The organism is Streptomyces sp. NBC_00005 (assembly GCF_045160215.1).
Taxonomy (GTDB): Bacteria; Actinomycetota; Actinomycetes; order Streptomycetales; family Streptomycetaceae; genus Streptomyces.
Map to the genome: position 1 here is coordinate 7,594,534 of NZ_CP108316.1, position 24,938 is coordinate 7,619,471.

The following is a 24,938-nucleotide window of genomic DNA, read 5'->3' on the forward strand; positions in this document are numbered from 1 at the left end:
GTCAGTCGTCCCCTACTTCACGACGGTTGCGGCGAGCTTGGACAGCGGCTCGGCGAGCGCGTTGACCGCGTCCGAGAGCTCCTTGCGCTGGGCCTCGGTGACCGTGTCGTAGGACACGAAGCCGTCCGAGGTCTTCTCGGTGCGGTACTTGTCCAGCAGCGTGTTCAGCGCGGCGAAGCGCTTGTCGAGCTCGGTGGTCAGCGCCTTGTCGTTCTTCTGCGCCACCGGCTTGAGCAGCTCGTACGCCTTCTGCGCGCCCTCGACGTTGGCCTTGAAGTCGCTGAGGTCCGTGTGCGAGTAACGGTCCTCCTCGCCGGTGACCTTGCCGGTGGCGACCTCGTCGAGCAGCTCCTTGGCGCCGTTGGCCATGGAGGTCGGGGTGATCTCGGCCTTGCCGACCCGCTTCTGCCAGTCCTTCAGGTCGGTGACCAGCTGGTCGGCGAGGGTCTTCTGCGCGGCGCCTATCTTCTTGTCCTGCCACAGCGCCTTCTCCAGCGCGTGCCAGCCGGTCCACTTCTGGCCCTTCTCCAGGCCGTCGGCGCGGGTGTCGGTCTTCGGGTCGATGTCCCCGAAGGACTCGGCGATCGGCTCGGTGCGCTCCCAGCCGACGCGGGAGGGGGCGTAGGCCTCCTTGGCGGCGTCGATGTCACCGGCCTTGACGGCCTTGGCGAAGGTCTCGACCTTGGGCAGCGTCTGGTCGGCCTGCTCCTGCGCGTACTCGCGGTAGGCGGCGACGGCCTTGTCCAGCTTGGGGTCGCGCTTGGCGACCGCGCCGGAACCGGTGACCGTGAGCTTCTGCCGGACGCCGTGGCCCTTCATGCCCGGGCGGCAGGCGATCTCGTACGAGCCCGCCTTCACCTCGGCGGTCAGCGTGTACTTGGTGCCCGGCCCGATGTTCTCCTTCTCCGACACGATCCGGTCGTCCGGGAAGAGGATCTCGACCTCGGTCGCCTTGGAGCCCGTGTTCTCGATCTTCAGCGTGACCTGTCCGGCCGGCACCGACTTGCTGGAGGTGTCGCACTTCGAGTCGGCGGCGGTCACCTGGATCGCGGCGTCACCGTCGCCCTTGCTCTTCTCCGTGCAACCCGTGACGGCGGTCAGGGCTGCCGCGGTGGCGACAGCGGTGACGACGGAGAGTCTGGCGGCTCGCATCCGGGCTCCAAGAGGCTCAAGTGGTGGCGAAAAATCGCGTGTCGGGACTCACACAGGGATGGTGAGGCTCGCCTAACTTATCTAAGGCTTGCCTGCGTGATACCCACCCATGCGGTGATTCAGCTCTCATGGACGGCGTATGGGCACGGACCGATCACGGTGGCCAAAAACGCACCCCAAGGGATGGTCAAAGGAACTTCAAAGATTTCGCTTCGGGACGATCAGGGGAGCGCCCGTGCCGGGGTGCGCGAGCACCTCCACCGGCTGGTCGTAGACCTCGGAGAGCCGCGGTCCGGTGAAGACCTCGGCCGGTGGCCCGTCGGCCGCGACACGACCGGCGCACAGGATCGCGACCCGGTGCGCGTAGGCGGCGGCGAGTCCCAGATCGTGCAACACGACCACGACGGCGTCCCCTTGACGCGCCCTCTCCCGGCACAGCCGCAGCACCGACTCCTGGTGTTTGAGGTCGAGGGCGGCGGTGGGTTCGTCGAGCAGCAGCAGCGGCGCACGCTGAGCCAGCACCCGGGCGAGCGCGACCCGTGCCCGCTCACCGCCGCTGAGCGCCGAGAAGGGACGGCCGGCGAAGCCGGTGACTTCGGTGGCGGCCATGGCTTCCACGACGACGAGGTCGCCCTCGGCGGGGGAGGCGGCGTGGGGCGCGCGGCCCATCCGTACGACGTCCTCGACCATGAAGGGAAAGGACAGGCGAGCCGAATGGGGAAGCACGGCCCGCCGCAGGGCGAGTTCGGCCGCGGACCACTGCGCGGTGGGCCGCTCGACCTCACGCCCGCCGGCCTGAAGGCGAAGTCGTCCGACCTGACCGCGAAGAACGACGTCATCACGGTGAACGAAGTCACCGCGACCCTCACGGCGGCGGGCGCCGGGGTGGTTCTCGCGATGCGGAGGCGACGCACGGAGGCATAAGACTGTCCCCATGGACCGGGGACACCGTGAACTGCTGGGGCCGGGACGGCTGGTGCTGAACGTACAGGGCCGTCCCGGCCCGCCGCCGTTGCGTTTCGAGACGGCGGGCGAGGGCCGGATACTGCTGCGGCAGGGGGAGCGGCCCCTGCTGCTGGGCCGGTCGGTGGGCGACGGCTGTTGCCCGGAGCTGTATCTGCACGGCCTCGACGGCTACCGCTCACCGCTGCCGCCGCTGCGCTCGACGGCCATGCGCTCGTCCGTCAACTGGCCGCACCAGTACGCGCGTTGGCTGGAAGAAGCGGCCGGGACCCCGTTGCAGGACGGGCGTTGGGAGCTGACCCTGCGGACCGACTTCGGGCCAGACGTACGGCTCGAGAACTTTCTACGGGACTGGCCGACCGACCGGCTGGAGCTGTCCTGCGGGGGCGGCCGGCCCGGAGCTCTCCCCCTGCGTCGGCTCTCGCCGCCGGATGCCCCGCGGGTGAAGGCGTACCGCAAGCACGCCCGCGAGGGCACGCTCGCGCCCGTCCTGGTGTGGTGGGTGACCTTCCTCGGCGGCTGGGTGATCCTCGACGGGCACGACCGGGCCGTGGCGGCGCTGGCGGAGGGGCGGACGCCGGAGTGCCTGGACCTGTGCGAGGTGCCCGCCGAGGACGAATGGCGCCGGGCGGCGGAAGTGGTGACCGAGGAGCACGAGCACCGCCTGGAACGGCTGGCCGGCCGCCCCGCCGACTCGGGCACCGAACGCCAACGGGCCACCCTGGAAGGGGTGCACGCCGACATGATCGCCTCGCTGCCGTACGGCGTGGGCCCCACCCGCTTCCTGCCCCTCCCCGGCGGTCCCGCCACCTGGGACGACCTCGCGGCCCGCTCGATGTTTGAATGCCCCCGTGACTGACTACGACGTGCTCCGCGTCTTCTGCGGACCGAACGGCGGCTACGGCAACGAGCTGGGCGTCGTCCGCGAGGGCTCGGTGCTGCCCGACCCGGCGGAGCGGCAGGCGTTCGCCGGGAAACTCGGCTTCAGCGAGACCGTGTTCGTCGACGATCCCGAGCGCGGAGTCATCGACATCTACACCCCGACCCTGCGGCTGCCCTTCGCCGGCCACCCCTGCGTCGGCACGGGCTGGCTCCTCGACGTCCCCGAACTGGTCACGCAGGCCGGGGTGGTCGGGGCACGCCAGGACGGCGAGTTCAGCTGGATCGAGGCCCGCGCGGAGTGGGCCCCGCCGCGCACGCTCCGCCAGTACGCCACGGCCGCCGAGGTCGACGACCTGCCCGTGCCGCCGAAGGGCGAGTGGATCTACGCCTGGGCCTGGGAGGACGAGCCCGCGGGCCGCGTCCGCGCCCGCGGCTTCCCCGGCCGCGACGACGGCATCGACGAGGACGAGGCGACGGGCGCGGCAGCGCTACTCCTGACCGACCGGCTCGGCCGCGCCCTCAACATCACGCAGGGCGCGGGCTCACAGATCCTCACGGCGCCGCAGCCGTACGGGTGGGTGGAGATCGGCGGCAGGGTGTTCCTGGAACGCCAGCCGGAGCACTGAGCGCAGCTGATGAAGTCCGGTGCGGTACAGCGCCCCGTGAGGGGCGCGGGGCCGTGACATCTGCGGCTCCGCCGCGGGGCGCGACCAGCCCCCACCGGCCCGCGGTAAATGAACCGCATATCCAGCGGAGCGCTAGGCGCTCAGCGGGAACTCCTCCCCCAACGCCCGGAAGACCGCCGTGTTCAACGCGAACGCCCGCTTGCACTCCGCCACGATCCGCTGCTTCTCCAGGTCGTCCGCGCGGACGGCGTCCAGCAGTTCCCGGTAACCCCGCTTGAACGCCGCCGGGTTGGCGATGCCCTCGAAGACGTAGAAGCGGACCCCGTCGCCCTTGCGGTCGAAGCCCCAGGTCTTCTCCGCCTTGCCGCGGATGATCTGGCCGCCGGAGAGGTCGCCGAGGTAGCGCGTGTAGTGGTGTGCGATGTAGCCGCCGGGCCACCGCTCGGCGCACTCGCGCACCCGCGCCGCGTACGCCTGGGTCGCCGGCAGCGCGGTCAGCCCCGCCTGCCAGTCGGTACCCCGCAGATGCGCCAGGTCCCGCTCCAGGGCCGGCAGCCGATACAGCTCCGGCTGGATGAAGGGCCCCGCCACCGGGTCGGACGCCAGCCGCTCGGCGCCGGCCTCCAACGCCTTGTACACGAACCACAGTTGCTCGGTGTAGCGCGCGTACGCGTCCACGCCCAGCCGGCCGCCCAGCAGGTCACTCATGAACGTCGAGGTCTCCGCCTCCATGTGCTGCTCGTGGGAGGCGGTGCGGATGACGGTCGAGAAGGAGTCCATACGGCACATCCTGTAAGGTAAGGCTTACCTAAGTCAATAGGTTCGCCGACACTTGCCGACATGGTGTCGGTAAAAGCCTACAAGAAAAAACCCGCCCCAGCAGGAGGGCGGGTCTTCCGGTGCACTGCGCCGACGCTACGGCAGGGTCAGAATCTCCGCCCCCGTCTCCGTCACCACCAGCGTGTGCTCGAACTGGGCCGTCCGCTTGCGGTCCTTCGTGACGACCGTCCACCCGTCGTCCCACATGTCGTACTCGTGCGTCCCGAGCGTCAGCATCGGCTCGATCGTGAACGTCATCCCGGGCTGGATGACCGACGTCGCGTGCGGGCTGTCGTAGTGCGGGATGATCAGGCCCGAGTGGAAGGACGAGTTGATGCCGTGGCCGGTGAAGTCGCGGACCACCCCGTAGCCGAAGCGCTTGGCGTACGACTCGATGACCCGGCCGATGATGTTGATCTGGCGGCCCGGCTTGACCGCCTTGATCGCGCGGGAGAGGGACTCGCGGGTCCGCTCCACCAGCAGCCGCGACTCCTCGTCGACGTCCCCGACCAGGTACGTCGCGTTGTTGTCGCCGTGCACTCCGCCGATGTACGCCGTCACGTCGAGGTTGATGATGTCGCCGTCGCGCAGCACCGTGGAGTCCGGAATGCCGTGGCAGATCACCTCGTTGAGCGAGGTGCACAGGGACTTGGGGAAGCCGCGGTAGCCGAGCGTCGACGGGTAGGCGCCGTGGTCGCACATGTAGTCGTGCGCCACCTTGTCCAGTTCGTCGGTGGTGACACCCGGCGCGATCAGCTTCGCGGCCTGAGCCATCGCCTGTGCGGCGATCCGGCCGGCGATGCGCATCGCCTCGATCGTCTCGGGCGTCTGCACCTCCGGACCGGTGTACGGCGCCGGGGCGGGCTTGCCGACGTACCCGGGACGGCGGATGTTTCCGGGTACGGAACGGGTGGGGGACAGCTCCCCTGGTACGAGCAGCGACTGGCCAGACATGCCAGCGAGTCTAACCAGCGGGCATGGGGGAACATGTCCCTGGTGAAAGGAGCCGGTGATGGCCCTGTTCAAGAAGCGGACGGTCGGGAAACCGGGCGAGTGGTACTACTGCCTGGAGCACAAGAAGGTCGAGGAGGGACCGGAGTGTCCCGCCAAGGACCGGTTCGGGCCGTACGCCTCCCGTCGCGAGGCCGAGCACGCGATGGAGACGGCGCGCGAGCGCAACCTCGAGTGGGAGAACGACCCCAAGTGGCACGACGCCCCGGCCGCAAGCGCTGACGACGACTGATCAGGTCTGTGCCTGAGTCGGTGCCGGTGCCGGTGCCGGTGCCGGTGCCTGCGTCTGTGCCTGCACCTGGGCGGGTGCGGCTGCCGTCGCCGTCCGCTGGTCGCGCAGCCGTACCGCGTGCTCGTTCGTGCGCACGTCGTACGTCATCAGCTTCGGCAGGCACAGTGCCAGCAGCCCCACCGCGCCCGCGCACAGCAGCCCGCCCGACCAGACGGACGCCCGCACCCCCCACCAGGCGGCGAAACCGCCGGACCTGACCTGGCCGATGGTCGGCCCGACCGAGTACGACAGCAGCTCGATCCCGGCGAGCCGGCCGCGCAGCTCGTCCGGGATCGTCTGGTTCCACATGGCCGCGCGGAAGATCCCGCTGACCATGTCGCAGCCGCCGGCCACGGTCAGGAACAGCAGCACCAGCCATACGTTGCCGACGACGCCGGCGGCCGCGATCGCCAGGCCCCACAGCGCGGCCGACAGCACCACCATCCGCCCGTGCCGGTGCACCCGTGAGGTCCAGCCGCCGGTCAGGCCCACCAGCATCGAGCCGAGCGGGACGGTCGCGTACATCAGGCCCAGGGACCAGTTCGCGTTCAGCTCGTCCGCGAGGAACGGCAGTACGGCGAGGGGCATCGCCAGGAACATCGCGGCGAGGTCGACGGCGTAGGTGCCGAGCAGTTCCTTGCGGCTCCAGGCGTACCGGGCGCCCTCCGCGATCGCCTGGAGCGACGGCTTCGCGGCCTCGTGGGCGGCGGGGGAGGCGGCGATGCGGACGACGAGGACGACCGAGACGACGAAGGTCAGCAGATCCGCGCCGTACGCCCAGCCGAGCCCCGCGTACGCCACGACCACGCCCGCCAGGGCCGGGCCCGCGACGCCGCCGACCGTCCAGCGCAGGGAGTTGAGCGAGGCCGCGGCCGGCAGGTGCTCGTGCGCCACGATCCGGGGCCAGAGGGAGTCCAGGGCCGGCCGCTGTACGGAGACCAGCGCGGAGGACAGGGCGGCGACGACGTACAGCGGCCAGACGGCGGGGTGCGGGAGCAGGGCGTTGGCCAGCAGCGCCGCGCTGAGCAGCCCCTGCCCGGCCTCCGTCCACACGATCAGCTTCCGCTTGTCCATGGCATCGGCGAGCGCGCCGCCGTACAGCCCGAAGACGAGCAGCGGCAGCAGCTCCACGGCCCCGATCGCGCCGACCGCCGCCGCCGACCCGGTGAGCTCCTTCAACTGCACCGGCAGCGCGACGAAGGTCAGAAAGCTCCCGAAGTTCGAGATCGTCCCCGACACCCACAGCCGCCGGAAGTCGACGGAGGCCCGCCAGGGGGCGAGGTCGGGGAGGAGGGAGCGAAGACGGGAGGGGGTCGCGTCTTCGGCGGAGTCAACGGGGGCGTCGTCGGGGGCGTCGTCGGTCACGAAGGGTCATGGTCGGCCGGGGTGACTGCCGTGGGCAACCGCATTTTCGGCGGGCGGCTTGTTGACCCTCAGCCTGCCGGATCTCCTTCGGCGGACCGGAGAACTACCAGCGGGCCGGTGGCGGTGCCGTCAGCTGGTCGGCCAGGCGGGACAGGCGGTCTCTCAGTCGCCGGTTTCCCCTCGGTGTCGGCAGCGAGTTCTCGCCGGCTGCCGCGCTGACCAGGTGTTGCACGGTGTCCAGGTCCAGTTCGGAGCCCTGCGGTACGGCGAGCGACTCGTGCGCCATCGCTGTCAGCTCGCCCGCGTCGGGGCCCAGCGTCAGGACCGTCGCCCCGGCGCGCCGTGCGTCGTGCACCCGTTCCAGCAGGGGCCCGCCCGGCCCGCCCGGCGACACCACGAGCAGCGTCTCGCCCCGCCGCGCCGCCGCCAACCGGCCGAGACCGACCGCCAGATGCGCCGGATCCGACGGACACGCACCATGCCGTACGAGAGTCGGGGCCAGCTCCGGCGTCCCCGACCACGCGGCCTCGTCCACCAGGTGGGCGGCCAGATGCCACGGCTCGTACTCCTGCGTGCCGACCAGCAGCAGCCCCCCGCCGTGCGACACCGCCGCCCCGCGCAGCGCGCCCGCGAACCGCCGCGTGGCCCCCAACCACTCGGTCCCGGCGAGCACTTCGCGCAGCAGCGCGACCCGTACGGCGTCCATGCCTGCGCATCCTGCACCAATCGGTCACCCGTGACCGGGAGTTCACCACGAATTCGCCCGACCTGGGGACAGTGCGCGCATGAACGAAGCCACCGTCCCCTTCCGCGCCGGCCGCGAGGGGTACGCGAGTTACCGCATCCCCGCGGTGGTCGCCACGACCAAGGGAACCCTCCTCGCCTTCTGCGAGGGCCGCGTCAAGTCCGCGAGCGACCACGGCCACATCGACATCGTGCTGAAACGGTCGACCGACGGCGGCCGCACCTGGGGCCCGCTCCAGGTCGCAGCGAACAACGGCACCGACCTCGCCGGCAACCCCGCCCCCGTCGTCCTGGACACCGGCCGCATCCTCCTGGTCCACGTCCGCGCGGCCGCCTCGGCCACGGAGGACCTGATCAGACGCGGCCAGGTGAAGGACGCCGCCGGGCGCCGGGTGTGGGTACAGCACAGCGACGACGACGGGATCACCTGGTCGAGCCCGGCCGAGATCACCAAGTCGGTGAAGCAGGAGGGCTGGCGCTGGTACGCCACCGCACCCGGCCACGCGATCCGACTGAGCACCGGCCGGGTCGTCGTCCCCGCCAACCACTCCGTGCCGCCCACCGGCACCGACCTCGGCAACGAGGCCCAGTACAACGCCGGCCACTGCCTGCTCAGCGACGACCACGGCGCGACCTGGTCCATCGGCTACGTCGACGACAACACCGACGGCTACATCAACGCCAACGAGACCACCGCCGCCGAACTCCCCGACGGCCGCGTCTACTTCAACACCCGCAACCACTCCCCGTCCCCCGGCAACCGCGCCGACGCCCACTCCGAGGACGGCGGCAAGACCCTGCACACCCCCTTCCGCCCACAGGCCGGCCTCGACGGCCCCGTCTGCGAGGGCAGCCTCCTGCAGCTCCGCGACCCGGACGTCCTCCTCTTCTCCGGCCCCGCCTACGCGTCCGCCCGCGCCCTGATGACCATCCGCGCCTCGGCCGACAGCGGCAGGACCTGGCGTCCGGTCCACACGGTCGACGGCCTGCCCGCCGCCTACTCCGACCTCGTCCGCATCGACGCGTCCACCGTCGGCCTGCTCTACGAGACCGGCGACTTCGGGGCGTACGAGCGGATCGTCTTGCGGCGGGTGCCCGTGACACGGCTCACCTGACCCTCGGTCGGGGCGGACGTAAAGTCGGCCCATGACCTCTACCGACAGTGCTGCACAGACCCCCGCCAAGGCGCCCGCCAAGGACCCCTGGGACCTCCCCGACGTCTCCGGACTCGTTGTCGGCGTCCTCGGCGGGACCGGGCCGCAGGGCAAGGGCCTCGCCTACCGGCTGGCCAGGGCCGGCCAGAAGGTGATCATCGGCTCGCGTGCCGCAGAGCGCGCCCAGGCCGCCGCCGACGAGCTCGGGCATGGCGTCGAGGGCTTCGACAACGCCGAGACCGCGCGCCGCAGCGACGTCGTGATCGTCGCCGTGCCGTGGGACGGACACGGCAAGACGCTGGAGTCCCTGCGCGAGGAGCTGGCCGGCAAGCTCGTCGTCGACTGCGTCAACCCGCTCGGCTTCGACAAGCAGGGCGCGTACGCGATCAAGCCGGAGGAGGGCAGCGCCGCCGAGCAGGCCGCCGCCCTGCTGCCGGACTCGCGGGTCGCCGCCGCCTTCCACCATCTGTCGGCGGTCCTGCTCCAGGACCCGGAGATCGAGGAGATCGACACCGACGTGATGGTGCTGGGGGAGGTGCGGGGCGACGTCGAGATCGTGCAGGCCCTTGCGGGGCGCATCCCCGGCATGCGCGGCATCTTCGCCGGCCGCCTGCGCAACGCCCACCAGGTCGAGTCCCTGGTCGCCAACCTGATCTCCGTGAACCGGCGGTACAAGGCGCACGCCGGGCTCCGTGTCACGGACGTATGAGTGCGTGGGGGACACTGGAGGTCGTAGCAGTGTCCCCCCGAGCCCGCTCGGTCCGGCCCGTCCCCCCGAGTCCGCCGAGTCCGCCAGCCCCCCGACAGGAGTCGACCGAAATGCCCCGCCTTGGCGTCTATGCCCTGATCGTCTGCCTCCTCGCCGTGGCCGCCGCCGTGGTCTCCTTCGCGCAGGGCAGCTGGCTGGGGATCGTATGGGTGCTGCTGGCGGGGCTGTCCAGCAACATGTGCTGGTACTACGTGAAGCGCGGCAGGGCCGAGCGCCGGTCCGTCACGGGCTGACCGAGCAGAACTCGTTCGAACCCTGCCAGAAGCGGTAGAGATCCTGGCCGCAGTACGTGTCGAAGTCGCCGATCCCGAGACTGCGCAGGATCGAGTCGATCACGTCGAAGAACACGCTGTTGACGGACGGCACCCACAGCAGGGCGAAGACGAAGAGCAGGCCGAAGGGTGCGAAGGGCTCCACCTGGCGCTTGACGCTGTGCGACAGCCAGGGCTCGATCACGCCGTAGCCGTCCAGGCCGGGCACCGGCAGGAAGTTCAGGAGGGCGGCCGTGACCTGGAGCAGGGCGAGGAAGGCCAGCGCGAACTGGAAGTCCCGCGGCACACCGTCCAGCGCGTGCAGCCAGAACGGGGCGGTGCACACGGCCGCGAACAGCACGTTCGTCAGCGGCCCCGCGGCCGAGATGAGACTGTGCCGCCAGCGCCCCTTGATCCGCCCGCGCTCGATGAACACGGCACCGCCGGGCAGGCCGATGCCGCCCATGATCACGAAGAGCACCGGGAGCACGATGCTCAGCAGCGCGTGTGTATAGGCGAGAGGATTGAGGCTCAGATAGCCCTTCGCGCCGACCGAGATGTCGCCGCTGTGCAGGGCGGTACGCGCGTGTGCGTACTCGTGCAGACACAGGGAGACGATCCAGGCCGCCGTCACGAACAGGAACACGGCTACGCCCGGCTGCTCGGCGAACCCGGTCCAGGTGGCCCATCCCGTGACCGCCGTGACGGCCAGGATCCCGACGAAGACGGGGCTGATCCGCCGCTCGCTGCGGCTGGTGGTGGCGGTGGTCATGGGGCTCCCTGGACTGTGCGTGCACGCGATGGGACTGCCCGACGGTACCGGGCGTACGGGGAAAACGTCTCGCGGTGGCCCGGGGGTTCCGTGGAAGGGTGGGGACATGGGGCTTTGGCATGTGTTCTACGCGGGTTGGCAGATGGAATGCTGCGGTACGCCGCTCGCGGTCGGGGACGAGGTGAGCCGGCCGCTGCTGCCGGCGGACGCGGACGAGATGCTCGGCGGGGGCCCGCACGACCAGCCGACCAAGCTCGTGGGGTCGGTCGGCCGGTCTTCCGGCACTGGCGGATCCGGCGGACCGGCGGCGCCGACTACCGTCGCCCCGGCGGTCTGGCAGCACTGACCACCACCCCGACACGGCGGTTTTACGGGCCCGACCACCGCCCCCCGGCCTCTGCCCCCGCCCCACGCCGCACCGCCGACCCGAACCCCGTGACCGGCACCGACCTCTACGGAGACAATGGACCCCGTGCGCTATCGCATCCTCGGCACCACTCAGGCGCTTCGCCCCGACGGAACCCCCGTTGCGGTCGGCGGGGCGCGGCTGCGTGCTCTGCTGACCGTGCTTGCTCTGCGCGCCGGTCGTACCGTGCCGGCGGGCCTTCTGGTCGACGAGGTGTGGGGCGGCGAGCCGCCCGCTGACGCGCCGGGCGCGCTGCAGGCGCTGGTCGGGCGTCTGCGCCGGGCGCTCGGTGCGGACGCCGTCGCCTCGACCGAGGGCGGCTACCGCCTCGCCGCCCAGCCCGACGACGTCGACCTGCACCGTTTCGAGCGGCTGGCCGGTGAGGGCACGCGCGCGTTGGCCGACGGCGACCCCGCCAAGGCGGCCGTGGTCCTCGACGACGCCCTCGCCCTGTGGCGCGGCCCCGCCCTCGCCGACCTGCCCGACCGCAGCGCCGAGGCGGCCCGCTGGGACACCCGCCGCCTCGATTCGCTGCGCGCCCGTCACGCCGCCGCCCTCGCCCTGGGCCACGCCGAGCAGTCCCTGCCCGAACTGACCGCCCTCTGCGACACCCACCCCCTCGACGAGCCCCTCCAGGCGCTGCGTCTGCGCGCCCTGCGCGACGCGGGCCGCACGGCCCAGGCGCTGGCCGCCTACGAGGACGTACGACAACTGCTGGCCGACCGCCTGGGCTCCGACCCGGGGGCGGAACTGCGGTCGCTGCACGGGGAGTTGCTGAGTTCGGGCCCCGGCACCGCTGCCACGGGAGCCGGCCCGGCGACCAACGGTGTCGCCGGTCCGACCGCCGCGCAGGCCCCCGATGCCCAGGTTGCCTCGTCACCACCCCCCGGCAACCTCCGCGCCCGTCTGACCTCCTTCGTCGGACGCGAGGCCGACATAGAGACCATCCGGGGTGACCTGGCGGCGGCCCGGCTCGTCACGTTGCTCGGGCCCGGTGGGGCAGGGAAGACGCGGCTTTCGCAGGAGGCCGCCGAGACCGTGCGGTACGCGGCCCGGGACGGGGTGTGGCTGGCCGAGCTCGCGCCCGTCGACGACCCGGACGCCGTACCGGAAGCCGTACTCACCGCTGTGGGAGCCCGCGAGACCGTGCTGTACGGCGCCGGGGCCGAAGCGATGCGGGCCGGGAGCGAGCGGAACGACGCTCCCGTCGACCGGCTCGCCGAGCACTGCGGCAGGCGCCGCATGGTGATCGTCCTCGACAACTGCGAGCACGTCGTCGACGCCGCCGCCCGGCTGGTGGAGGAGTTGCTGGAGCGCTGCCCGGAGCTGACGGTGCTCGCCACCAGTCGTGAACCCCTCGGCGTACCGGGGGAGTTGCTGCGGCCCGTGGAGCCGCTGCCGGAACCGGTGGCGCTGCGGCTGCTCGCCGACCGGGGGGCTGCCGCCCGGCCCGGGTTCCGGGTCGACGAGGACCCCGCCGCGTGCGCGGAGATCTGCCGGCGGCTGGACGGGCTCCCCCTCGCCATCGAGCTCGCGGCCGCCCGGCTCCGCATGTTGACGCCCCGTCAGATCGCCGACCGGCTCGACGACCGCTTCCGGCTGCTCACCTCCGGAAGCCGTACCGTCCTGCCCCGTCAGCAGACGCTGCGCGCCGTCGTCGACTGGTCCTGGGACCTGCTCGACGGGGAGGAGAGGGATGCCCTGCGGCGTCTCTCCGTCTTCGCGGGCGGCTGCGATCTGGCCGCCGCCGAGGCCGTCTGCGGTCCCGCCGCCCTGGACGTGCTCGGCTCGTTGGTCGACAAGTCCCTTGTGGTGGCCGCCCCTTCGGGGGACGACGGCATGCGCTACCGGCTCCTGGAGACCGTCTCCGAGTACGCGGGCGAGCGGCTCGACGAGTCCGGGCAGCGGACGGAGACCGAGCGCGCCCACCTGACGTTCTACCGCGAACTCGCCCGCACCACCGACCCGTTGCTCCGCGGCCCCGGCCAACTCGCCGCCATCGCACTGCTGGAGCGTGAGTACGAGAACCTGCGCACCGCCCTGCGCCACGCGGTCTCCGAGCGCGACGAACAGGAAGGCCTCTGCCTCATCCTGTCGCTGGCCTGGTACTGGCAGATGCGCGACATCCGCATCGAGGCGCGCAACTGGTGCGTCGAGGTCATGGCTCTCGGCCCCGACCCCTTCACCGCCCCCGCCCGACGCGCCGCCCCGGTCTGGCAACGCTGCACCGACGTCCCGCCCCCGCTGACCGGCGAACTCCTCGCCGAGGCCCGGCGCGGTGTCCATCTCGCCCATCTCGCCTGCATGGACACCGAGTTGGACGCCTGGCAGTCCCCGCAGGCGAAGGAGAAGCTGCGCCTGATCGCCGAGGTCTACGAGCCCGGCCTCCCGCAGACCTGCCGCACCCCGGGCATGCTCTGGTTCTACGCCGTGATGCTGTCCGGCGAGGTGGACCGGCTCCCCGCGATCCTCGATGCCTGCGTCCGCACCTGCCGTGGCACCGCCGACATGGAGTGGGAGCTCGCCGCCACGCTCCAGATGCGCGCCAACCTTCTCGCCAACCGCAGCGACTGGGCGGGCGACGCGACCCGCGACGCCGACGAGGCACTGGAGATCTATGAGCGGATCGGGGACCTGTGGGGCACCGCCGAGGCGCTCTCCGCCCGCGGTGAGGCCCATGAACGGATCGGCAGGTACCGGCTCGCCGCCGACGACTACCAGGCGGCGACGGACAACGCCGAACGGCTCGGCGCGCACGCCCAGGTGGCGGTGCTGGGTGCCCGGCTCGGCAGCGCGCTCGTGGAGGCGGGCGAGACCGAGCGGGGCGAGCAGATCCTGCGCGAGGTGATCGAGATGCCGTTCGGTACGGGCAACGAGGCCATGCCCGCCGCCCGGATGTTCCTCGCGACCCGACTCGCCATGACCGACCGGGTCGCGGAGGCACGCGAGCAACTGCGGCTGCTGCGCGAGGAGTTCAGGATTTCCCACTTCGTCGTCTTCGACGCGTTCATCTGCGGCTCGGAGGCCTGGGTCGAGGCGGTCGACGGCAACTACGAGGCCTCCCTGGACAAGTCCCGGCAGGCGCTGAGCCGGGCCGCCGACCCGCTGTCCGAGGCCATCGCCCCGCACATGCGCCCGCTGTACCTGGCCCTCGCCGCGATCGGCCTTGCCGGCATCGACGGCGGCAGCCTGGCCCGCGACGCCGCCCGCTGCGTCGGGGCCGCGAAGGTGCAGCTGCCGGCGACGCATGTCGCGACGTCCATGGAGCGCGCGGTGTACGACAGGGCCGAGCAGCAGGTGCGCGCGGTGCTCGGCGACGAGGTCTACGAGGCCGCGTACGCGGAGGGCGGTGGCCTCTCCCCGGAGGAGGCCACCGCCCTCGTCTGACGCGGACCGGCTGCTGGGGTCCCCAGGCCCTCAAGGCACTGGGGGAGTCAGCTCTTCGTACGGAACTTGTGGATCGCGATCGGCGCCATCACCGCCGTGATGGCCACCGACCAGCCCAGCGTCACCCACAGGTCGTGCGCGACCGGGCCGCCCACCATCAGCCCTCGGGCGGCGTCCGCCAGCGTGGACAGCGGGTTGTAGTCGGTGAAGGCCTGCAGCCAGCCCGGCATCGAGTTGGTCGGTGCGAAGATCGACGAGCCGAACTGCAGCGGGAACAGCACCAGGAAGCCCATGGCCTGCACGGACTGCGCGTTCTTGAGGATCACGCCCAGGGTGAGGAACACCCACATGATCGACGAGGAGAACACGGTGGCCAGCCCGACGGCCGCGAACAGTCCGGGCCAGTTGTTGATGTCGAATCCGACCAGGACGGCGACGATCATCAGCACGGTCGTCGCGAACAGCATCCGCGCCACCTCGACCGAGATCTTCGCGAACAGCACCGAGCCGCGCCCGATGGGCAGGGACCGGAAGCGGTCCATGACACCGGAGTTGAAGTCCTGGCTGAAGCCGGTGCCGACGCCCTGGGACAGCGACATGCTCATCATCGCGATCATGCCCGGGATCACGTACTGCACATAGCCGTCCTGCCCGCCGCCCAGGGCCTGCCCGATGGAGCCGCCGAAGACGTAGACGAACAGCAGGGTGAAGATGACCGGCATCAGCAGCGCGTCGAACATCGACTCGGGGTCCTGCTTGATCCACAGCAGGTTGCGGCGGATCAGGGCGCCGGTGTGGCGCAGGTGCCCGCGCAGGGGGATACGGACATCGGCGTCGGTGGCCGGAGCGGTGACGGTTGCGGCACTCATACGGCGACCTCCTCAAGGGCGTCGGTGGGCACGGCGTCCTGCGGGGCACTGGCGCGGTGGCCGGTGAGGGACAGGAACACCTCGTCCAGGCTGGGCAGTTCGGTGGTGATGGAGCTGATCGTGATGGAGCGTGCGGTGACCGCGCTCACCACGGCGGTCAGCTGCTCGTCGCTGAGGATCGGGACCAGGATGGTGCCGCTCTCGCGGTCCACGGTCGTGGTCGCGAGCCCCGTGATGCCGAGGTCGTCCAACGCGCCGGCGAGCGGGCGCAGTTGCAGCGGGTCCGCGGGGCGCACGCGCAGCGTCCGTCCGCCGACCTTCGCCTTCAGCTCGTCGATGCCGCCGTTCGCGATGACCTTGCCGTGGTCCACGACGGTCAGCTCGGAGGCGAGCTGCTCGGCCTCCTCCATGTACTGCGTGGTCAGCAGGACCGTCACACCGTCGCCGACCATGGACTTGACCTCGGTCCACACCTCGTTGCGGGTGCGCGGGTCGAGTCCGGTGGTCGGCTCGTCGAGGAACAGGACCTCGGGCCGGCCGATCATCGAGGCGGCCAGGTCGAGCCGCCGCCGCATACCGCCGGAGTAGGTGCTCGCGGGCCGCTTGGCGGCGTCGGTGAGCGAGAACCGCTCCAGCAGTTCGTCGGCCCGCCTGCGTGCGTCCTTGCGCGGCAGGTCGAGCAGCCGCCCGATCATGTAGAGGTTCTCCCAGCCCGGGAGCTTCTCGTCGACGGAGGCGTACTGCCCGGTGAGACCTATCACCCGGCGCAGCTGCCGGGGCTGTCGCAGTACGTCGTAACCGGCGACGGTGGCCTGGCCCGCGTCGGGGGCGAGCAGGGTGGACAGGATGCGTACGAGGGTGGTCTTGCCGGCGCCGTTCGGCCCGAGCACACCCATCACGGTGCCCTCACGCACGTCCACGTCCACGCCGTCCAGTGCCTTGGTCTCGCCGTAGTGCTTGACCAGCCCCCGCACGGTGACGGCGGTGTTCCCGCCGCTGGGGTTCTTGTCGATTCGCGTCATGCCGAGGACGGTGTCAGGCCCGGCCGACAAACCACCGACAGGTCACCGACACCGCCGACAAGTCGCCGACATCGGTCTCGTCCGCCGACATCGGTTTCATCCAGCCGACGCCGGCAACAACCAGCCCGTCCGGCGTTCGAGGACGAGGCAGTTCAGGCCGATGGGGGTCTGGGGCGCAGCCCCGGGGACGGCCACCCCCACAAAGCAGCAGCCCGCCGACGGGGGAAGATCGGCGGGCTGCCTCTGTGCCGCTATGGCTCTAGTGGACGGAGTTCTCCTCCGACGGGAACGTCCCGCCGACGACGTCCTCCGCGAACTCCTTCACCGCGTTCCCCATGACCTCACGCAGGTCCGCGTACTTCTTGACGAACTTCGGCACCCGACCCGGGGTCAGCCCCAGCATGTCCGTCCACACCAGCACCTGTGCGTCCGTCTCCGGCCCCGCACCGATCCCGACGGTCGGAATGTGCAGCACCCGAGTCACCTCGGCCGCCAGCTCCGCGGGCACCAGCTCCAGCACCACCGCGAACGCCCCGGCGTCCTGTACGGCCTTCGCGTCCCGCAGCAGCTGCTGGGCCGCCTCCTCGCCACGGCCCTGCACGCGGTAACCCATGGCGTTGACGGACTGCGGTGTCAGACCGATGTGCGCCATGACCGGGATGCCGGCCTCGACCAGCAGGCGGATCTGCTCGTGCGAGCGCTCGCCGCCCTCCAGCTTGACCGCGCCGACACCGGCGTCCTTGACCAGCCGGGTCGCCGAGCGCAGCGCCTGCACCGGACCCTCCTGGTAGGAGCCGAAGGGGAGGTCGCCGACGATGAGGGAACGCTGGGTGCCGCGTACGACGGCCGCCGACAGCATGGTCATCTCGTCGAGGGTGACGGGCACGGTCGTCTCGTACCCGAGGTGGCAGTTGCCCGCCGAGTCGCCGACGAGGATCACCGGGATGCCGGCCTCGTCGAAGACGGACGCGGTCATCGCGTCGTAGGCGGTGAGCATGGGCCACTTCTCGCCGCGTTCCTTGGCGAGGGCGATGTCGCGAACGGTGATACGGCGTGTGCCCTTCCCCCCGTACAGCGCCTTGCTGCCGTCGGAGGGCCTGTTCTGAACAGTCTGGGCAGCCGAGAGCTGCGTCATTGCAACGGCTCCTTCAGTCATCTCGAGGCGCCCTGACGGCGTCCCCGGATCACCTCCATGGTGGCACCTCGTGCCACGCGCGACCAGACCGGTGCAGGGGACATCGGTCACGTAGTTCACGGGCGTAGGCCCTATGGCCTAGGTCCGTTTCTAAGGTCTACGTAAAGAATTCCGATACGAGACGGTGCCGTATCGGAAATCCCCTACTCTCGACCTCATGACTACTCCTGCCGACCGTGCCCCGCAGGGCTCCCGGATCCCGGAGGCGGTGCACCGGCGCCGCTGGGCCATTCTCGGCGCCCTGATGCTGAGCCTGCTGATCGTGGTGCTCGACAACTCGATCCTGAACGTCGCCATCAAGACGATCTCGACGCCGGCTCCGACCGGCCTGGGCGCCACGCAGAGCGAGCTGGAGTGGGCGATCAACGCCTACACGCTCGTCTTCGCGGGACTGCTGTTCACCGCGGGCCTGCTCGGCGACCGGCTCGGGCGCAAGAAGGTCCTGCTCGGCGGTCTCGCCGTGTTCGGCATCGGGTCGGCGCTGGCCGCCGAGTCCGGCTCGCCGGCCCAGCTCATCGCGTTCCGTGCGCTGATGGGCCTCGGCGCGGCCTTCGTCATGCCGGCCACTCTCGCGGTCCTCATGAACGTCTTCGAGCGTGAGGAGCAGCCCAAGGCCATCGGCATCTGGGCGGGCGGCGTCGGTCTCGCCATCGCCATAGGGCCCATCACCGGCGGTGTGCTCCTCGACCACTTCTGGTGGGGCTCCGTCTTCCTCATCAACGTGCCGATCGTGCTCCTCGCGCTCGCGCTGATGATCTGGCTGGTCCCGGACTCCCGCGACCCGAAGCCCGGCCGCCTCGATCCCGTCGGCGTCGTCCTGTCCGTGGTCGGTCTCGTCCTGCTCGTGTACGGCATCATCAAGGGCGGCGAGCTCGCCGACTTCACGGACGCCAAGGTGCTGTCGACCATCGGCGCCGGCGTCGTCGTCCTCGCGGCCTTCATCGTGTTCGAGAAGCGCAGCGACCACCCCTCGCTCGACGTCACGTACTTCAGGAACAAGGTCTTCTCGGCCGCCATGGCCGCCATCGCGCTGGTCTTCTTCGCGCTCATGGGCGTGACCTTCTTCTCGGTCTTCTACACCCAGAGCGTGCGCGGCTACTCGCCGCTGCAGACCGGTCTGCTGATGCTGCCGCTGGCCGCCGCCCAGATGATCTTCGCGCCGCGGGCCCGGCTGGTCGTCGACCGGTTCGGCAACCGGGCCACCACCACGGCCGGCATGGTGATCATCGCGGCGATGCTGGCCGCGTTCGCCACGCTGGACGCGGACACCCCGATCTGGCTCCTGGAGGTCATCTTCTTCCTCATGGGCACCGGCATGGCGCACATCATGACGCCCACCAGCGTCGTCATCATGCAGGCCCTGCCCCGCGAGAAGGCCGGCTCCGCCTCCGCGCTCAGCAACACCTTCCGCCAGGTCGGTGGCGCCCTCGGTATCGCGGTCCTCGGCTCGGTGCTCTCCACGGCCTACCGCAACGGCATCGAGGGCAAGCTCGGCACGCTGCCCGCCGGCCTGCGCGACACCGCCGGCGAGTCCATCGAGGCCACACTCGGCGTCGCCTCGAAGCTCGGCCCGCAGGGCAGGGCGCTGGTCACCCCGGCCAACGACGCCTTCCTGCACGCGATGCACGTCACCGCACTGTGGGGAGCGGGCGTCGCGGTCGTCGGCGCGGTGGTCGTCGCCCTGTTCCTGCCCGGGAAGCCGCCGGCCCGTCAGGAGGGCGAGGAGGCACCGGAGTTGGTGGCAGCGGCGGAATAACGCCTTCCGGCCGGCTCCCCGCTGTCGTACACGTCGTACACAAGGGAGAATCGGATCAGCACACCGAAGGGACGCAGTGAAGTGAGCCTCGCCGACAGCCAAGCCGCTCCCGAGGGGCCCACCAGGGGCCGCCCCCGCAGTGAGGCCGTCGAGCGCGCCATCGTCGAGGGCGTGATGAAGCTGCTCGAGGAGGGCGTGCCGCTGGCCGAGCTCTCCATCGAGCGCATCGCCCGTACGGCGGGGGTCGGCAAGGCCGCCATCTACCGTCGCTGGAGCGGCAAGGAGGAGCTCTTCGTCGACGTCGTACGACGCGCCGAGCCGGCGGATCCGCAGCTGCCCGGCATCTCGATGCGCGACGACCTGGTGGCGATGCTGGAACAGCTGCGCCAGCGCGGCCTGCTGACCCGCTCGTCGCTGCTGCTGCACAACGTCTTCGCCCAGATGAAGAGCAGCCCGAAGATCTGGGCGGCCTACCACGCCTCGGTCATCGAGCCGCGCCGCAGGCTCCAGGTCGACGTCCTGCGGCGAGGGCAGGCGAACGGCGAGATCCGGGCGGATGTCGACGTCGAGCTGCTGAACGACATGTTCGTCGGCCCGATGCTGCTGCGCACCGTCATGCGCCCGGACGCCGACCTGCCCGAGGATCTCTCGGAGCAGCTCGTCGACACACTGCTCGAAGGTCTACGGCCCGTCAGTTCCCCGGCCGCGTAGCGCGAGTGTGCGCCGTTCGTCACAGAGGGCGCTTTCGGTGGCCGTGTTCGGAACTCCGGACGCCGGGTTGGTCGTCCTCGTGCCCGTACGGCCGTCATGTGACGGCAGGATCGGAGCCGAACATCCCCTAGGGTCTTAGGGAGTGTCCGCCCCCCGCTGCACGGGGGGCGGACGGTATGCACGGCAGGCAGTGAGGCGACGCGGTATGGCGCAGCAGGCGTACATGACGGAGACGGACAACGGCGGCTCGGGGCCCGAGCGCCGGGGAGACCGGTTCCGGCGCCTGATGAGCCGCATGGTCTCCGGATGGCGCGGCGATCCGAGAATCTGGCGCCGCGGCCTCTTCGTCGCCGCCGTCGCGGTGCTCCTCGCCCTGGTCATGCTGCTGCACGCGCGGATCCCCAACCGCATCGGCAACCTGGGCAGCCTGGCGGAGACCTTCCTGCCCTGGCTGGGCCTCCTGGTCCCGGTGCTGTTCCTGCTCGCCCTGGTACGCAAGTCGGCGACCGCGCTGATCGCGGTGGTGCTGCCGGCGCTCGTCTGGCTGAACCTCTTCGGCGGTCTGCTCGCCGACAGGACCGGCAGCGGCGGCGACCTGACCGTCGCCACGCACAACGTCAACGCCGACAACCCCGACCCGGCCGGTACGGCCCGCGACGTGGCCGCGTCCGGCGCGGACGTGGTGGCCCTGGAGGAGCTGACCGCGTCGGCGGTTCCGGTGTACGAGAAGGCGCTCGCGTCGACGTACACGTACCACTCGGTGGAGGGCACCGTCGGCCTCTGGAGCAAGTACCCGATGACCGCGGTCAAGGCCGTCGACATCAAGCTGGGCTGGACGCGCGCCATGCGCGCGACGGTGGCCACGCCCGAGGGGCCGGTCGCGTTCTACGTCGCCCACCTCCCGTCGGTGCGGGTGAAGCTGGAGGCCGGGTTCACGGCCCGGCAGCGCGACAAGAGCGCCGACGCGCTGGGCGAGGCCATCGCCGACGAGCCGCTGAAGCGGAAGGTGCTGCTCGGCGACCTGAACGGCACCATGAACGACCGCTCCCTCAACGGCGTCACCTCCCAGATGCGCTCCACGCAGGGCGCGGCGGGCAGCGGGTTCGGGTTCAGCTGGCCGGCCTCGTTCCCGATGGCGCGGATCGACCAGATCATGGTCCAGGGCGTCGAGCCGGTGAGCTCGTGGACGCTGCCCGCGACCGGGAGCGACCACCTTCCGATCGCGGCCCGTGTGAACCTCGACACCAGCTCCTGACCGCTGGAATAGGGGGCCCGAGCGTCTTTGTTCCGTAGCTGAACTTAAACTGTCCCACGGAACACCGCTCTCCCTTTGAAAGGCACAGGCCCCTTCATGCCCCTGGCCCTGGTCGCTCTGGCCGTCGGCGCTTTCGGAATCGGCACCACCGAGTTCGTGATGATGGGCCTCCTGCCCGAAGTCGCGGACGACCTGCACGTCTCGATCCCCACCGCCGGGCACCTGGTCTCGGCGTACGCGCTGGGTGTCGTCATCGGCGCCCCGCTGCTGGCCGCGGTCACCGCGCGGATGTCCCGCCGCACCGTCCTGATCGGCCTGATGGCCCTGTTCGTGGCGGGCAACGCCCTGTCCGCGTTCGCCCCGGGCTACGACTCCCTGCTGGCCGCCCGCTTCCTGAGCGGACTGCCGCACGGTGCCTTCTTCGGCGTAGGGGCCGTCGTCGCGACGAACATGGTGGCGCCCGAGCGCAAGGCCCGCTCCGTCTCGCTGATGTTCCTCGGCCTCACGGTCGCCAACATCGCCGGCGTCCCGGTCGCCACGCTCATGGGGCAGCACCTGGGCTGGCGGGCCACGTTCCTCGGCGTCGGCGCGATCGGCGTGGCGGCCATCGCCGCGCTCGCCCTGCTGATCCCGCACGACCACACGCACGCCCCGGCCGCGGGCCTGCGCGGCGAGCTGGCGGCCCTGCGCTCCCTCCCCGTCTGGCTGGCCCTCGGTACGACGGTCGCCGGATTCGGCGCGCTGTTCGCCGCGTACAGCTACATCACGCCGATGCTCACGGACGCCGCCGGATACGCCGACGCCAGCGTCACGCTGCTCCTCGCGCTGTTCGGCGTCGGGGCCACGGCGGGCAACCTGGCCGGCGGACGCCTGGCCGACCACTCGCTGCGCGGGACGCTGTTCGGGGGCCTGTTCTCCCTGGTGGCCGTACTGGCCCTCTTCCCGCTCCTGATGTCCACACCGTGGAGCGCGGCCGTCGCGGTGGTCCTGCTCGGCGCGGCGGCCTTCATCACCGGCTCGCCCCTCCAACTGATGGTCATGGAGAAGGCGTCGGCGGCCCCGTCCCTGGCGTCGTCGGCGAACCAGGCGGCCTTCAACCTGGCGAACGCCGGGGGAGCGTGGATCGGAGGTCTGGCGCTGGCCGCCGGGTTCGGTGTGACGTCTCCGGCACTGGCGGGCGCGGCGCTTGCCGTGTTCGGGCTGGGCGTTGCGGGGGCCGCGTATGCGGTGGACCGGCGGCGGGTCGTTCCGCAGACACAGGCCGGGCGGGAACGCGTGGTCGCGTCTTACGTGCCGCAGCAGTCGGAGTCACTGCACAACTGAGGCTCACCGCTCGGTCGTTCAGCCCGTCCGGCGCTCATTCCCAGCCCGTCCGGAGTTTGAGCACGAGGCCGAAGGCCGATGGAGATCTGGGGGGCGCAGCCCCCAGGGCCGCACGCTCCCACCGACCCGCACCGGACCAACGGACCTGCACTGAACTAGTCGAACCGCCCCAGATCCCGCAACCACGCCGACGCCGAACTGTCGGACGGCGCCCGCCAATCCCCCCGCGGCGAGAGCGAACCGCCGGCCGAGACCTTCGGCCCGTTCGGCATGGCCGAGCGCTTGAACTGCGCGAACGCGAAGAAGCGGCGGCAGAAGACCTCCAGCCACTGCCGGATCTCCGGCAGGTCGTACGCCACCCGCTTGGCCTCGGGGAAGCCCGGAGGCCAGGCGCCGGCGTCCTGGTCGTGCCAGGCGTGCCAGGCCAGGAAGGCGATCTTCGAGGGCCGGAAGCCGTACCGCAGCACGTGGTAGAGCGTGAAGTCGTGCAGCGCGTACGGGCCGATCTTGGACTCGGTGGACTGCATCTCCTCGCCCGGTACGAGTTCCGGGCTGATCTCGGTGTCGAGGATCGCGGCGAGGATCTTGCCGGTCTCGTCGCCGAACTGTCCGCTGCTGATGACCCAGCGGATCAGGTGCTGGATCAGCGTCTTCGGCACGCCGGAGTTGACGTTGTAGTGGCTCATCTGGTCGCCCACGCCGTACGTGGACCAGCCGAGCGCCAGCTCGGAGAGGTCACCGGTGCCGAGCACGATGCCGCCGCGCTGGTTGGCGAGCCGGAACAGGTAGTCGGTGCGCAGACCGGCCTGCACGTTCTCGAAGGTGACGTCGTACACCGGCTCGCCGGAGGCGAACGGGTGGCCCATCTCCTTCAGCATCAGCCGTGCGGTCGGCGTGATGTCGAGCTCGGCCGCGGTGACGCCGAGCGAGTTCATCAGCTTGTGGGCGTTGTCCTTGGTGTGGTCGCTGGTCGCGAAGCCGGGCAACGTCCAGGCCAGGATGTCGCTGCGCGGGCGGCCCGCGCGGTCCATCGCGCGGGCGGCGACGATCAGCGCGTGCGTGGAGTCGAGGCCGCCGGACACCCCGATGACCACCTTCGCGCCACCGATCGCCGCCAACCGCTGCTGCAGGCCCTCGACCTGGATGTTGTACGCCTCGTAGCAGTCCAGGGCGAGGCGGTCGGCGTCGGCCGGCACGAACGGGAAGCGCTCCAGGCGACGGCGCAGCCCCAGGTCGGTCAGCGGCGGATCGAGCTCGAACCCGACCGTCCGGAAGTCACCGGTGCGCGCGCTGTGCGTACGGCGGTTGTCGTCGAACGTGCCCATCCGCTGCCGCTCCTGGCGCAGCAGGTCGAGGTCCACGTCCGCGATCGCGTACTCGTCACCCAGCGGGAACCGCTCGGTCTCGGCCAGCAGTACGCCGTTCTCGTAGACCATGGCCTGGCCGTCCCAGGACAGGTCGGTGGTCGACTCGCCGAGCCCGGCCGCCGCATAGACGTAGGCGGCGAGGCAGCGGGCGGACGCCGAGCGGCACAGCAGCTTGCGGTCCTCGGCCCGCCCGACCGTGATCGGGCTGCCGGAGAGGTTGACGAGGAGGGTCGCACCGGCGAGGGCCGCCTCCGCGCTGGGCGGCACCGGCACCCACATGTCCTCGCAGATCTCCGCGTGCAGCACGAGGGAGGGGACGTCCTCGGCCGCGAACAGCAGGTCCACGCCGAACGGCACAGTCTCGCCGCAGACCCGGATCGACCCGCCGCGCTCGTCGGCGCCGTCGGCGATCTGGCGGCGCTCGTAGAACTCCCGGTAGTTCGGCGGGTACGACTTGGGTACGACACCGAGGACGCGGCCGCGGTGCACGATCACCGCGCAGTTGTAGATCCGGTGGCGATGGCGCAGCGGGGCACCGACGACCAGCACCGGCAGCAGCTCGGCCGACCCGGCCACCACCTCCTGGAGCGCCTCCTCGACCTGATCGAGCAACGCGTCCTGCAGCAGCAGGTCCTCGATCGAGTAGCCGCACAGCACCATCTCCGGGAAGACGGCGACGGCGACGCTCTCCTCGGCGCACCGGCGCGCGTGGCGCAGGACCGCTTCGGCGTTGGCGTGGGGGTCGGCGATGACGGTGTGGCCCGTGCACGCGGCGACGCGTGCGAAGCCGTGCTGATAGATCGACCAGAAGTTCAAGGGAGGCACGGGCCCAGTGTAATCGTCAGAGCGACGCGATGGGTGGTGCGGG

The 24,938-nt window shown here is 71.0% G+C and carries 23 protein-coding genes and 1 pseudogene; 13 read left to right on the top strand and 11 right to left on the bottom strand.

All coding sequences use genetic code 11. The features are described 5' to 3' along the window. Positions 1–12 precede the first annotated feature (12 nt). Both efeO and OG303_RS34830 read right to left on the bottom strand, forming a co-directional pair. Complete coding sequence (gene efeO, locus OG303_RS34825) at positions 13–1,152, bottom strand: iron uptake system protein EfeO (RefSeq protein WP_405873453.1); 1,140 nt, start codon at positions 1,150–1,152, stop codon at positions 13–15. A 198-nt stretch (positions 1,153–1,350) separates the two neighbouring features. Next, positions 1,351–1,926 (bottom strand): annotated as a pseudogene (locus OG303_RS34830) (ATP-binding cassette domain-containing protein); the annotation flags it as partial. Here OG303_RS34830 and OG303_RS34835 point away from each other — a divergent pair. Genes OG303_RS34835 through OG303_RS34845 form a run of 3 tightly spaced genes read left to right on the top strand, consistent with a single transcriptional unit; the run spans position 1,867 to position 3,623 of the window. After that, positions 1,867–2,076 carry a hypothetical protein gene (locus OG303_RS34835; protein ID WP_405877905.1) on the top strand — a complete coding sequence of 70 codons (210 nt, stop codon included), beginning with the start codon at positions 1,867–1,869 and terminating at the stop codon, positions 2,074–2,076. The pseudogene OG303_RS34830 and the gene OG303_RS34835 sit on opposite strands and share 60 nt — an antisense overlap. A 10-nt stretch (positions 2,077–2,086) precedes the next feature. After that, on the top strand, positions 2,087–2,974 hold the full coding sequence (locus OG303_RS34840) for a hypothetical protein (protein ID WP_405873455.1): 888 nt from the start codon (positions 2,087–2,089) through the stop codon (positions 2,972–2,974). Then, the gene (locus OG303_RS34845) at positions 2,967–3,623 is read left to right on the top strand and encodes a PhzF family phenazine biosynthesis protein (RefSeq protein WP_405873456.1); all 657 of its coding nucleotides are present in this window, start codon (positions 2,967–2,969) and stop codon (positions 3,621–3,623) included. Before OG303_RS34840 ends, OG303_RS34845 begins: the two co-directional genes overlap by 8 nt. 132 nt (positions 3,624–3,755) lie before the next feature. Here the strand turns inward: OG303_RS34845 and OG303_RS34850 are convergent, their stop codons facing one another. After that, positions 3,756–4,403 carry a heme oxygenase (biliverdin-producing) gene (locus tag OG303_RS34850; protein WP_405873457.1) on the bottom strand — a complete coding sequence of 216 codons (648 nt, stop codon included), beginning with the start codon at positions 4,401–4,403 and terminating at the stop codon, positions 3,756–3,758. 135 nt (positions 4,404–4,538) lie between these two features. Then, positions 4,539–5,396, bottom strand: a complete 858-nt coding sequence (map, locus tag OG303_RS34855; protein WP_405873459.1) for a type I methionyl aminopeptidase — start codon at positions 5,394–5,396, stop codon at positions 4,539–4,541. Positions 5,397–5,454: 58 nt separating this feature from the next. Between map and OG303_RS34860 the strand changes: the two genes are divergently transcribed. Then, positions 5,455–5,685, top strand: a complete 231-nt coding sequence (locus OG303_RS34860) for a hypothetical protein (RefSeq protein ID WP_405873460.1) — start codon at positions 5,455–5,457, stop codon at positions 5,683–5,685. Here OG303_RS34860 and OG303_RS34865 read toward each other — a convergent pair whose 3' ends face one another. Together OG303_RS34865 and OG303_RS34870 are read right to left on the bottom strand one after the other, a co-directional pair. Then, a complete protein-coding gene (locus tag OG303_RS34865) occupies positions 5,686–7,089 on the bottom strand; it encodes an MFS transporter (RefSeq protein WP_405873461.1) in 1,404 nt (467 codons plus the stop codon). Positions 7,090–7,192: 103 nt separating this feature from the next. Continuing rightward, positions 7,193–7,795 (bottom strand): hypothetical protein, encoded by a 603-nt coding sequence (locus OG303_RS34870; protein WP_405873462.1) that lies wholly within the window; start codon positions 7,793–7,795, stop codon positions 7,193–7,195. A 79-nt stretch (positions 7,796–7,874) separates the two neighbouring features. Here OG303_RS34870 and OG303_RS34875 point away from each other — a divergent pair, with 79 nt between their 5' ends. The 3 genes from OG303_RS34875 to OG303_RS34885 all read left to right on the top strand — a co-directional run bounded on the left by OG303_RS34875 (position 7,875) and on the right by OG303_RS34885 (position 9,989). Further along, the gene (locus tag OG303_RS34875) at positions 7,875–8,948 is read left to right on the top strand and encodes an exo-alpha-sialidase (protein ID WP_405873464.1); all 1,074 of its coding nucleotides are present in this window, start codon (positions 7,875–7,877) and stop codon (positions 8,946–8,948) included. Between the two features lie 31 nt (positions 8,949–8,979). After that, on the top strand, positions 8,980–9,696 hold the full coding sequence (gene npdG, locus OG303_RS34880) for an NADPH-dependent F420 reductase (RefSeq protein ID WP_405873465.1): 717 nt from the start codon (positions 8,980–8,982) through the stop codon (positions 9,694–9,696). A gap of 110 nt (positions 9,697–9,806) precedes the next feature. Next, the gene (locus OG303_RS34885) at positions 9,807–9,989 is read left to right on the top strand and encodes a hypothetical protein (RefSeq protein WP_405873467.1); all 183 of its coding nucleotides are present in this window, start codon (positions 9,807–9,809) and stop codon (positions 9,987–9,989) included. On the opposite strand, the gene OG303_RS34890 is transcribed toward OG303_RS34885, so the two are convergent. Next, positions 9,979–10,779, bottom strand: a complete 801-nt coding sequence (locus OG303_RS34890; RefSeq protein ID WP_405873468.1) for a site-2 protease family protein — start codon at positions 10,777–10,779, stop codon at positions 9,979–9,981. The genes OG303_RS34885 and OG303_RS34890 overlap by 11 nt on opposite strands. 106 nt (positions 10,780–10,885) lie before the next feature. Between OG303_RS34890 and OG303_RS34895 the strand changes: the two genes are divergently transcribed. After that, positions 10,886–11,125 (top strand): DUF6578 domain-containing protein, encoded by a 240-nt coding sequence (locus OG303_RS34895; RefSeq protein WP_405873469.1) that lies wholly within the window; start codon positions 10,886–10,888, stop codon positions 11,123–11,125. Between the two features lie 117 nt (positions 11,126–11,242). Then, positions 11,243–14,572: an AfsR/SARP family transcriptional regulator gene (locus OG303_RS34900; protein ID WP_405873470.1), complete on the top strand. Its 3,330-nt coding sequence runs from the start codon at positions 11,243–11,245 to the stop codon at positions 14,570–14,572. Positions 14,573–14,619: 47 nt separating this feature from the next. On the opposite strand, the gene OG303_RS34905 is transcribed toward OG303_RS34900, so the two are convergent. From OG303_RS34905 to panB, 3 genes are all read right to left on the bottom strand, one after another. Further along, positions 14,620–15,441: an ABC transporter permease gene (locus OG303_RS34905; protein WP_405873471.1), complete on the bottom strand. Its 822-nt coding sequence runs from the start codon at positions 15,439–15,441 to the stop codon at positions 14,620–14,622. Beyond that, the gene (locus OG303_RS34910; protein ID WP_405873472.1) at positions 15,438–16,463 is read right to left on the bottom strand and encodes an ATP-binding cassette domain-containing protein; all 1,026 of its coding nucleotides are present in this window, start codon (positions 16,461–16,463) and stop codon (positions 15,438–15,440) included. Before OG303_RS34910 ends, OG303_RS34905 begins: the two co-directional genes overlap by 4 nt. Positions 16,464–16,722: 259 nt before the next feature. After that, the gene (panB, locus tag OG303_RS34915) at positions 16,723–17,598 is read right to left on the bottom strand and encodes a 3-methyl-2-oxobutanoate hydroxymethyltransferase (RefSeq protein ID WP_405873473.1); all 876 of its coding nucleotides are present in this window, start codon (positions 17,596–17,598) and stop codon (positions 16,723–16,725) included. A 217-nt stretch (positions 17,599–17,815) separates the two neighbouring features. Between panB and OG303_RS34920 the strand changes: the two genes are divergently transcribed. From OG303_RS34920 to OG303_RS34935, 4 genes are all read left to right on the top strand, one after another. Beyond that, positions 17,816–19,414 carry an MFS transporter gene (locus OG303_RS34920; RefSeq protein WP_405873475.1) on the top strand — a complete coding sequence of 533 codons (1,599 nt, stop codon included), beginning with the start codon at positions 17,816–17,818 and terminating at the stop codon, positions 19,412–19,414. Positions 19,415–19,495: 81 nt separating this feature from the next. Beyond that, positions 19,496–20,125 carry a TetR/AcrR family transcriptional regulator gene (locus OG303_RS34925; RefSeq protein WP_405873476.1) on the top strand — a complete coding sequence of 210 codons (630 nt, stop codon included), beginning with the start codon at positions 19,496–19,498 and terminating at the stop codon, positions 20,123–20,125. Positions 20,126–20,420: 295 nt separating this feature from the next. Continuing rightward, a complete protein-coding gene (locus tag OG303_RS34930; RefSeq protein WP_405877640.1) occupies positions 20,421–21,380 on the top strand; it encodes an endonuclease/exonuclease/phosphatase family protein in 960 nt (319 codons plus the stop codon). Positions 21,381–21,476: 96 nt separating this feature from the next. Next, positions 21,477–22,703 (top strand): MFS transporter, encoded by a 1,227-nt coding sequence (locus tag OG303_RS34935; RefSeq protein ID WP_405873478.1) that lies wholly within the window; start codon positions 21,477–21,479, stop codon positions 22,701–22,703. 155 nt (positions 22,704–22,858) lie between these two features. On the opposite strand, the gene OG303_RS34940 is transcribed toward OG303_RS34935, so the two are convergent. Further along, positions 22,859–24,895 (bottom strand): NAD(+) synthase, encoded by a 2,037-nt coding sequence (locus OG303_RS34940; RefSeq protein WP_405873479.1) that lies wholly within the window; start codon positions 24,893–24,895, stop codon positions 22,859–22,861. Positions 24,896–24,938 lie beyond the last annotated feature (43 nt).

Coding starts and splice junctions, on each gene's coding strand:
- npdG (WP_405873465.1), top strand. CDS start 8,980: ATGACCTCTACCGACAGTGCTGCACAGACCCCCGCCAAGGCGCCCGCC.
- OG303_RS34835 (WP_405877905.1), top strand. CDS start 1,867: ATGGGGAAGCACGGCCCGCCGCAGGGCGAGTTCGGCCGCGGACCACTG.
- OG303_RS34850 (WP_405873457.1), bottom strand. CDS start 4,403: ATGGACTCCTTCTCGACCGTCATCCGCACCGCCTCCCACGAGCAGCAC.
- efeO (WP_405873453.1), bottom strand. CDS start 1,152: ATGCGAGCCGCCAGACTCTCCGTCGTCACCGCTGTCGCCACCGCGGCA.
- OG303_RS34860 (WP_405873460.1), top strand. CDS start 5,455: ATGGCCCTGTTCAAGAAGCGGACGGTCGGGAAACCGGGCGAGTGGTAC.
- OG303_RS34930 (WP_405877640.1), top strand. CDS start 20,421: ATGGTCTCCGGATGGCGCGGCGATCCGAGAATCTGGCGCCGCGGCCTC.
- OG303_RS34875 (WP_405873464.1), top strand. CDS start 7,875: ATGAACGAAGCCACCGTCCCCTTCCGCGCCGGCCGCGAGGGGTACGCG.
- OG303_RS34870 (WP_405873462.1), bottom strand. CDS start 7,795: ATGGACGCCGTACGGGTCGCGCTGCTGCGCGAAGTGCTCGCCGGGACC.
- OG303_RS34885 (WP_405873467.1), top strand. CDS start 9,807: ATGCCCCGCCTTGGCGTCTATGCCCTGATCGTCTGCCTCCTCGCCGTG.
- OG303_RS34920 (WP_405873475.1), top strand. CDS start 17,816: ATGACTACTCCTGCCGACCGTGCCCCGCAGGGCTCCCGGATCCCGGAG.
- OG303_RS34900 (WP_405873470.1), top strand. CDS start 11,243: ATGGACCCCGTGCGCTATCGCATCCTCGGCACCACTCAGGCGCTTCGC.
- map (WP_405873459.1), bottom strand. CDS start 5,396: ATGTCTGGCCAGTCGCTGCTCGTACCAGGGGAGCTGTCCCCCACCCGT.
- OG303_RS34895 (WP_405873469.1), top strand. CDS start 10,886: ATGGGGCTTTGGCATGTGTTCTACGCGGGTTGGCAGATGGAATGCTGC.
- OG303_RS34910 (WP_405873472.1), bottom strand. CDS start 16,463: ATGACGCGAATCGACAAGAACCCCAGCGGCGGGAACACCGCCGTCACC.
- OG303_RS34840 (WP_405873455.1), top strand. CDS start 2,087: ATGGACCGGGGACACCGTGAACTGCTGGGGCCGGGACGGCTGGTGCTG.
- OG303_RS34890 (WP_405873468.1), bottom strand. CDS start 10,779: ATGACCACCGCCACCACCAGCCGCAGCGAGCGGCGGATCAGCCCCGTC.
- OG303_RS34905 (WP_405873471.1), bottom strand. CDS start 15,441: ATGAGTGCCGCAACCGTCACCGCTCCGGCCACCGACGCCGATGTCCGT.
- panB (WP_405873473.1), bottom strand. CDS start 17,598: ATGACGCAGCTCTCGGCTGCCCAGACTGTTCAGAACAGGCCCTCCGAC.
- OG303_RS34935 (WP_405873478.1), top strand. CDS start 21,477: ATGCCCCTGGCCCTGGTCGCTCTGGCCGTCGGCGCTTTCGGAATCGGC.